The organism is Reyranella sp. (assembly GCF_050185545.1).
Lineage (GTDB): Bacteria > Pseudomonadota > Alphaproteobacteria > Reyranellales > Reyranellaceae > Reyranella.
Genome location: NZ_JBFWZI010000047.1, coordinates 37,417 through 45,458, shown reverse-complemented (window position 1 = coordinate 45,458; position 8,042 = coordinate 37,417). Strand labels below are relative to the sequence as shown.

Genomic DNA, 8,042 nt, shown 5'->3' with positions numbered 1-8,042 from the left:
CCCTCATCCACGCCGTCTTCGATGTCGCGGCCTGGCTCGCCTCGATGGTGGTGTTCTGGCTGACGACGCGTCGCCTGCTGGCGGCCGGGACGCTGCCGGCCAACCGGGTGCCCTATCCGGGAGCCTGCGCCATTGCCGCCGGCACGGGGGCGCTCAGCGGCGCGATGCTCTTCGGCACGGCGAATGCCCTGCTGTCGGGCCAGAAGGCGATCTGCTCATATGCCAAGCGTGCTCGGCGGCCTGTTTCTCTGGCTGGGCATGCACTGCCTGAAACGCTAACAAAGCCCTTCCTCCCCAACTTCGTTGGAGGGGCGGATGATTGTCGCGCCACTATAGTCGCAAGCTCTCGGCGTAGTGCGAGCCATACGGAGTACCGGATGCCTTTCGACAATGTCGGCCGACAGGGGCCGGGACGCGGCGCCGGCGAGCGGGCGATCAACCTGCCGCCGGCGGTGCTGTGGCTGATCGGCATCAACGTCGCCGTTCACCTGCTGCGCAGCCTGCTGGGTGAGGAGACCGACCAGAGCCTCGTCCTGCAGCTCGGCCTGGTGCCGGCCGCCTACAGTGCCCCCGACCACGATCTGCTCTCGCTGATCGTCGCGCCCATCACCTATCAGTTCATCCACGGCGGCTGGATGCACCTGGTCGTCAATCTGGTGACTCTCGCCGCGTTCGGCGCCCCGGTGGAACGCCTGCTGGGCGCGCGCCGCTTCGTCGTCTTCTACCTGTCGGCAGGCATCGTCGCCGGCTTCGTCCAGATCCTGCTCTTCCCCGATTCGGGCGACCCGGTGGTCGGCGCGTCGGGCGCCATCAGCGGCGTGTTCGGCGGCGTGCTGATGCTGATGCGGCGTGTCGGCAGCCTGCCCGGGCTCATACCGGTGGCGGTGATCTGGATCGGCCTCAACGTCTTCTTCGGCATCTTCGGCGGCATGCCGGGCGCCGGCGGGGAGCAGATCGCCTGGGCCGCCCATATCGGCGGCTTCCTCTACGGGCTGCTCACCATCCATCTGTTCCTGCCGCGGCCGCCGCGGCTGCCCAAACGGTAGCGGCCGGCCGGGCGTGACGCGATGGCCGAGCCGATCCCCCTGCGCCGCTACGTCGCCGCCAGCGCCGTGGCGCTGGCCCCGTCCTATGTCGTGCTGCTTTTCCTCTATTGGTCGGACAGGCTGGCCGGCCGGCCGACCCTGGCGGCGATGGCGGTCATCGGGGTCGCGACGACCGTCCTGATCCGCAGCTATCTCGGCTCGCTCGCCCGCTTCGCCCGCTTCGTCGGCGAGCTGTCGGACGAAAGCGAGCCGGTGATGCCGCGGCTCTCCTTCGCCCCCGCCACCGAGGAGCTGGCGACCGCCGCGGCAACGCTGTCGGCCGGCTGGCGCCGCCAGCGCGCGTCGATCGACAATCTCGCCGCCTCGGCGCAGGCGATCGTCGACGGCCTGCCCGATCCGCTGATTTCGGTCGACCGCCAGCGGCGCATCGTGCGCACCAACCGAGCCTCCCTGGCACTGCTGGGCGCTGTCGGGCCCGAGCGCGACCTCTCCACGGTGTTTCGCCAGCCGCAGCTCCTGGCGGCGATCGATGGCCTCCTGCAAACTGGGGCCGATGGAAATTTCACCGGCGCCGACCAGGCGGTCGTTTCGTTCGTGCTGTCGGGGCCGCCCGAGCTCGACGTCGTGGCCCACCTGCAGCGCCTGCCGCGCGCCGCCGCCGACGGCTCGCTGGCGCTGATCGTGCTGCACGACACGACCGCGCTCCGGCGCGCCGAGCGCATGCGTGCCGACTTCGTGGCCAATGCCAGCCACGAGCTCAAGACGCCGATCGCTGGCCTCGCCGGCTTCATCGAGACCCTGCGCGGGCCGGCGCGCGACGACAGCGCGGCGCGCGAGCGCTTTCTCGCCATCATGGCCGAGCAGGCCGACCGCATGCGCCGGCTGGTCGACGATCTCTTGACCCTGTCGCGCATCGAGCAGCACGAGCACGCCCGTCCCGATGCCGAGGTCGATCTCGAGCGGGTGCTGCGGGGAGTCCTCGACCTGCTGCAGTTCAAGGCGGCGGCACGCAAAGTCGCGCTCGAGCTCAGCGTCGATGCAGGGCTGGGACGGGCCGTCGGCGACCATGACGAGCTCACCATCGTGTTCCAGAACCTGGTCGACAACGCCGTCAAGTACGCCAGGCCGGCGACGACGGTGCGTGTGGCGGCGCGGGCCGACAGCGCGGAGCGTATCGCGGTATCGGTGAGCGACGAGGGCGACGGCATCCCGGCGGTCCACTTGCCGCGCCTGACCGAGCGCTTCTACCGCGTCGATGCGGCGCGCTCGCGCCAGCTCGGCGGCACCGGCCTGGGGCTGGCCATCGTCAAGCACGTCGTCAATCGCCATCGCGGCCGGCTCGATATCCAGAGCATCCCCGGCAAGGGGTCGACGTTCACCGTAAGCCTGCCCAGGGCGGGCCAGAGGGAGTAGCCGCTGGGTTCATTCCGGCTGCAAAGGCGACGTCCAAGGCACGGCCGTTTCTGTCGTTCCGGTCCCTCGCATGGGACATTATTTTGCGGGGGGCGTGCGGCATGAGGCGAAGTGTCCGCCGGCATGTCACCGAACGGTAACAGAACCGCAATATCACGGTGACGACAGCCTCCTACGGGAGAGGCGCCTCGGGATCTCAGGAAGGGAGTTGATCCATGAATTTAACCAAGCTTGCGCTTACGGCAGCCACGCTGGCCCTGTCGTCGGTCGTGGCCCACGCCGCCGACATTTCCGGCGCCGGCGCCACGTTCCCCTATCCGATCTATGCCAAGTGGGCGGATGCCTACAAGAAGGAGACCGGGGTGGGCATGAACTACCAGTCGATCGGCTCGGGCGGCGGCATCAAGCAGATCAAGGCCAAGACGGTCACCTTCGGCGCTTCGGATGCGCCGCTGCCGGGCAAGGATCTCGACGCGACCGGGCTGGCCCAGTTTCCCATGGTGATGGGTGCCATCGTCCCGGTGGTGAACCTCGAAGGTGTCAAGCCGGGCGATCTCACCCTGGACGGCCCCACCATTGCGAAGATTTACCTGGGCGAGATCAAGAGCTGGGACGACCCGGCGATCGCCAAGCTCAATCCCAATGCCAAGCTGCCCAAGCAGGCCATCGTCCCGGTGCGCCGTTCCGACGGGTCGGGCACGACCTACAATTTCGTCTATTACCTCTCCGACATCAGCCCGGAGTGGAAAGCCAAGGTCGGCGTCAGCACCGCGGTGCAATGGCCGGTCGGCATCGGCGCGAAGGGCAACGAAGGTGTCGCCAATAACGTCGCGAACACGAAGGGCGCGATCGGCTACGTCGAGTACGCCTACGCCAAGCAGAACAAGCTCACCCATACCAAGATGGTGAACAAGGCGGGCAAGACCGTGGCGCCGGCCTCGGCCACCTTCCAGGCCGCGGCGGCCAACGCCGACTGGAAGTCGCAGCCCGGCTACGGCGTGATCCTGGCCAACCAGCCCGGTGACCAGACCTGGCCGATGACGGCGGCGACCTGGATCCTGATCTACAAGAAACCGCAGGACGCCGCGACGACCGCGGAGGCGCTGAAGTTCTTCGCCTGGTCGTTCGCCAAGGGCGACAAGATGGCCGAGGAGCTGGACTACGTGCCGATGCCGGACAATGTCGTGAACGACATCCAGAAGATGTGGACGGCCGAAATCAAGGACGGGTCGGGCAAGCCGCTGTTCTCGCCGACCAACTAGACCGGATGCCGGGCGGGCGCTCTGTGCGCCCGCCCGGATTGCTGTCGCCTGGTTGCAGGCGAGGCCGTGGCGCCGCAAGCTCAGGGGGGTGACGTGAGCGAGGTTGCATTGAAGGATGCGGGCGTGCGCGAGGCCGAGGTGATCTCGCGAAGCGCGGTGCTGAGGCGCCTGCGCCTGAACGACAAGATTTTCCACGGGCTCACCCGCGCCGCCGCGCTCGCCGTCCTGGCGCTGCTGAGCGGCGTGATCATTGCCCTGATCCTCGGCGCCGCGCCGGCCCTGGGCACATTCGGAATCGGCTTCCTGTTCGACCAATCGTGGAACCCGGTCACCGAGCAGTTCGGGGCGCTGGCGCCGATCTACGGCACGCTGGTGACGTCGGCGATCGCCATGCTGATCGCCGTGCCGGTCGGCCTGATGATCGCCTTCTTCCTGACCGAGCTCTGCCCGATGGCGCTGCGCCGGCCGATCGGCATCGCGATCGAGCTGCTGGCGGGCATCCCCAGCATCATCTACGGCATCTGGGGCCTGTTCGTGTTCGCGCCCTTCCTGCAGAGCTACGTGCAGCCCTTCCTGATCGACCTGTTCGGCAGCGTGCCGGTGCTGTCGACCCTGTTCGCCGGCCCGCCCTACGGCATCGGCATGCTGACCGCCGGCCTGATCCTGGCGATCATGGTTCTGCCGTTCGTGACCTCGATCTCGCGCGACGTGTTCGATGCCGTGCCTCCCGTCCTCAAGGAGGCGGCCTACGGCGTCGGCTGCACCACCTGGGAGGTGTTCCGCCATGTCGTCCTGCCGTTCACCCGGGTCGGCGTGATCGGCGGCTGCATGCTCGGCCTCGGCCGGGCGCTGGGCGAGACCATGGCGGTGACGTTCGTGATCGGCAACGCCCACCACGTCTCGGCGTCGCTGTTCGCGCCCGGCACGACCATCTCGGCCTCGATCGCCAACGAGTTCACCGAGGCGGTCGGCGATCTCTACACTTCCTCGCTGATCGCCCTCGGCCTGATCCTGTTCTTCATCACCTTCATCGTGCTCTCCATCGCACGCTACATGCTGCTGCGTCTCCAGCAGCGGGCCGGGTGACGCCATGACCGATGCAACCATCGCCTCCGCCAGCAGCCCGCTCTATGCCGGGCGGCGGCGGCGCAACGCCATCGCCAAGGGACTGGCCTGGGCCGCGACAGGGTTCGGCCTGGGCTGGCTGGTGCTGATCCTCGGCATCCTCCTCTACGAGGGCTTCGGCGGCCTGTCGCTTTCGGTCTTCACCGAGAATACCCCGCCGCCGGGTGCGGCCGGCGGCCTGCTCAACGCCATCGTCGGCAGCCTGATCATCACCGTGCTCGCCATCTTGATTGGCACGCCGATCGGCATTCTGGCCGGCACCTACCTCGCCGAGTATGGGCGCCACGACAAGCTGTCGACCGTCGTGCGCTTCATCAACGACATCCTGCTCAGCGCCCCCTCCATCGTCATCGGCCTGTTCGTCTACGAGATCATGGTGGCGCCGATGGGTCATTTCTCCGGCTATGCCGGCGCGGTGGCCCTGGCCGTGATCGTGATCCCCGTCGTCGTGCGCACCACCGAGGACATGCTGACCCTGGTGCCCGACACGCTGCGCGAGGCGGCCGCCTCGATCGGCCTGCCGCGGGCGCTCATGATCATGCGCATCGCCTATCGCGCGGCACGCGCCGGCATCGTCACCGGCGTGCTGCTGGCGGTGGCGCGCATCAGCGGCGAGACCGCGCCGCTCCTGTTCACGGCGCTCAACAACCAGTTCTTCAGCGTCGACATGAACCAGCCGATGCCCAGCCTGCCGGTGGTCATCTTCCAGTTCGCGCTGTCGCCCTACCAGGAATGGCAGAGGCTCGCCTGGACGGGCGCGCTCCTGATCACCATCACGGTGCTGGCTCTCAGCATCCTCGCCCGATCCCTTACTGCTGCAAGGAAATCCTCATGAGCGTCACTGAAGGAACTGGTCCGTCGGTGGCCGTGCCGGTCGCTACCCACGCCCGACTCGATACGTCCAAGCTCGCCGAGAAGATCACGATCCGCAATCTCGAGTTCTTCTACGGCGACAGCCGGGCGCTCAAGGGCATCAGCCTGTCGCTCTATGCCAACAGGACGACGGCCTTCATCGGCCCGTCGGGCTGCGGCAAGTCGACCCTGCTGCGTATCCTGAACCGCATGTACGACCTCTACCCTGGGCAGCGCGCCACCGGCGACGTCATCTTCGACGGCGACAATCTCTTGCGCCCCGACCAGGACATCAACCTGCTGCGCGCCCGCATCGGCATGGTGTTCCAGAAGCCGACGCCGTTCCCGATGTCGATCTACGAGAACATCGCCTTCGGCATCCGGCTGTACGAGCGCCTGCCGCGCGCCGAGATCGACGCCCGGGTCGAATCGGCGCTGCGCCGCGCCGCCCTGTGGGACGAGGTCAAGGACAAGCTCCAGGCCAACGGCCAGAGCCTGTCGGGCGGCCAGCAGCAGCGCCTGTGCATCGCCCGCACCGTGGCGGTGAAGCCGGAGGTCATCCTGTTCGATGAGCCGTGCTCGGCGCTCGATCCGATCTCGACCGCCAAGATCGAGGAGCTGATCGACGAGCTGAAGCAGGACTACACGATCGTCATCGTCACCCACAACATGCAGCAGGCGGCGCGCGTCTCGGATTTCACCGCCTTCATGTATCTCGGCGAGCTGATCGAGTTCGGCGCGACAGCCACGCTGTTCACCACGCCCAAGGACAAGCGGACGCAGGCCTACATCACCGGTCGGTTCGGCTGACCACGCCTGATTCTGAGGAAGGAAGAGTCGACATGGCGGAACATACCCTCAAGCGGTTCGACGAGGAGCTGGAGCGACTCAGCGCCACGATCAGCGAGATGGGCGGCCTGGCGGAGAACCTGCTGGCGCAGTCGCTGGTGGCGATGCGGTCACGCGATACCGAGATCGCCGAGAAGGTGATCAGTGACGACGCCCGGGTCGATGCGCTCGACACGGCCGTGCAGGAGCAGACGGTCAAGCTGCTGGCGCTGCGCCAGCCGATGGCGATCGATCTCCGGGTCATCCTGTCGTCGATCAAGATCGCCGCGGCGCTGGAGCGCATCGCCGACTACGCCAAGAACAACGCCAAGCGCAGCATCGTGCTTGCCCAGACGACGCCGCCGCCGGCCGCCGTCTCCGGCATCGACCGGCTGGGCCGCCTGGTGCTGGTGGCGCTCAAGGACGTGCTCGATGCGTTCGCCCATGGCGACGTCGACAAGGCGCACGACGTGTGGCAGCGCGACGAGGAGATCGACCAAGTCTACACCGGCCTGTTCCGCGAGCTCCTGACCTACATGATGGAGGATCCGCGGACCATCACCGCGTGCTCCCATCTCATGTTCATGGCCAAGAACATCGAGCGTGCCGGCGATCACGTGACCAACATCGCCGAGCTGGTGAGCTTCCGCACATCGGGCCACGGTTTCGACGAGACGCGACCCAAGGGCAGCGCCGCCCTCTACGCCGCGGGCAACACGCCGTGAGCATGACGACGCAGGCGGCCACAAGACGCGACGTGCAGACATCGTCGATGAAACCGCATGTGCTGATCGTCGAGGACGAGACCGCGCTGGTCGAGCTGCTGCGCTACAATCTCGAGCAGTCGGGCTTTCGCGTCTCCGTCGCCTACGATGGCGAGGAGGCGCTCACGCTGGTGCAGGAGGACATGCCCGACCTCGTCCTGCTCGACTGGATGCTGCCCCTGATGTCGGGCATCGAGGTGTGCCGCCAGCTGCGCCGCCAGACGCAGACCGCCAACCTGCCGATCATCATGCTGACGGCGCGCGGTGAGGAGGGCGATCGGGTGCGCGGCCTCGACGCCGGTGCCGACGACTATGTCTCCAAGCCGTTCTCGCCCACCGAGCTGGTGGCGCGCATCCGCGCCGTGTTGCGCCGCATCCGTCCGGCGCTGGCCGACGAGGCCCTGTCCTATGCCGACATCGTCATGGATCTGGTGGCGCACCGGGTGACCCGCGGCGGCAAGCCGGTCCATCTCGGCCCCACCGAGTTCCGCCTGCTGCGCCATTTCATGGAGCATCCCGGCCGCGTGTTCTCGCGCGAGCAGCTGCTCGATTCGGTGTGGGGCAAGGATGTCTATGTCGAGGCGCGTACCGTCGACGTCCATATCCGGCGGCTGCGCATCGCGCTCAACGGCGACCAGCGCGCCGACCTCATCCGAACCGTCCGGGCGGCGGGCTACGCCCTCGACGCCACGCCGGGCTGAGCCGATCTTCCGCTGGGAGCGCGCTCATGCGGACCGCGGGCGTCCCGCCCG

Annotated in this window: 8 protein-coding genes; all 8 read left to right on the top strand. The window is 67.6% G+C overall.

Translation table 11 applies throughout. From position 1 onward, the window contains the following. Window positions 1–377 precede the first annotated feature (377 nt). The 8 genes from AB7O82_RS15400 to phoB all read left to right on the top strand — a co-directional run bounded on the left by AB7O82_RS15400 (window position 378) and on the right by phoB (window position 7,991). Entirely contained in the window at window positions 378–1,046 is a 669-nt protein-coding gene (locus tag AB7O82_RS15400; RefSeq protein ID WP_428619731.1) for a rhomboid family intramembrane serine protease, read from the top strand. A 21-nt stretch (window positions 1,047–1,067) separates the two neighbouring features. Further along, on the top strand, window positions 1,068–2,459 hold the full coding sequence (locus AB7O82_RS15395) for an ATP-binding protein (RefSeq protein WP_428619730.1): 1,392 nt from the start codon (window positions 1,068–1,070) through the stop codon (window positions 2,457–2,459). Window positions 2,460–2,674: 215 nt separating this feature from the next. Beyond that, complete coding sequence (gene pstS / locus AB7O82_RS15390) at window positions 2,675–3,721, top strand: phosphate ABC transporter substrate-binding protein PstS (RefSeq protein ID WP_428538874.1); 1,047 nt, start codon at window positions 2,675–2,677, stop codon at window positions 3,719–3,721. Between the two features lie 93 nt (window positions 3,722–3,814). Then, window positions 3,815–4,807 (top strand): phosphate ABC transporter permease subunit PstC, encoded by a 993-nt coding sequence (gene pstC / locus AB7O82_RS15385; protein ID WP_428619729.1) that lies wholly within the window; start codon window positions 3,815–3,817, stop codon window positions 4,805–4,807. 4 nt (window positions 4,808–4,811) lie between these two features. Continuing rightward, window positions 4,812–5,681 carry a phosphate ABC transporter permease PstA gene (pstA, locus tag AB7O82_RS15380; protein ID WP_428538878.1) on the top strand — a complete coding sequence of 290 codons (870 nt, stop codon included), beginning with the start codon at window positions 4,812–4,814 and terminating at the stop codon, window positions 5,679–5,681. Then, window positions 5,678–6,508: a phosphate ABC transporter ATP-binding protein PstB gene (pstB, locus tag AB7O82_RS15375; protein WP_428619727.1), complete on the top strand. Its 831-nt coding sequence runs from the start codon at window positions 5,678–5,680 to the stop codon at window positions 6,506–6,508. The genes pstA and pstB overlap by 4 nt, the downstream gene beginning before the upstream one ends. Window positions 6,509–6,540: 32 nt before the next feature. After that, window positions 6,541–7,251 (top strand): phosphate signaling complex protein PhoU, encoded by a 711-nt coding sequence (gene phoU, locus AB7O82_RS15370; protein WP_428538882.1) that lies wholly within the window; start codon window positions 6,541–6,543, stop codon window positions 7,249–7,251. A 47-nt stretch (window positions 7,252–7,298) separates the two neighbouring features. Continuing rightward, window positions 7,299–7,991: a phosphate regulon transcriptional regulator PhoB gene (gene phoB, locus AB7O82_RS15365; RefSeq protein ID WP_428538884.1), complete on the top strand. Its 693-nt coding sequence runs from the start codon at window positions 7,299–7,301 to the stop codon at window positions 7,989–7,991. Window positions 7,992–8,042 lie beyond the last annotated feature (51 nt).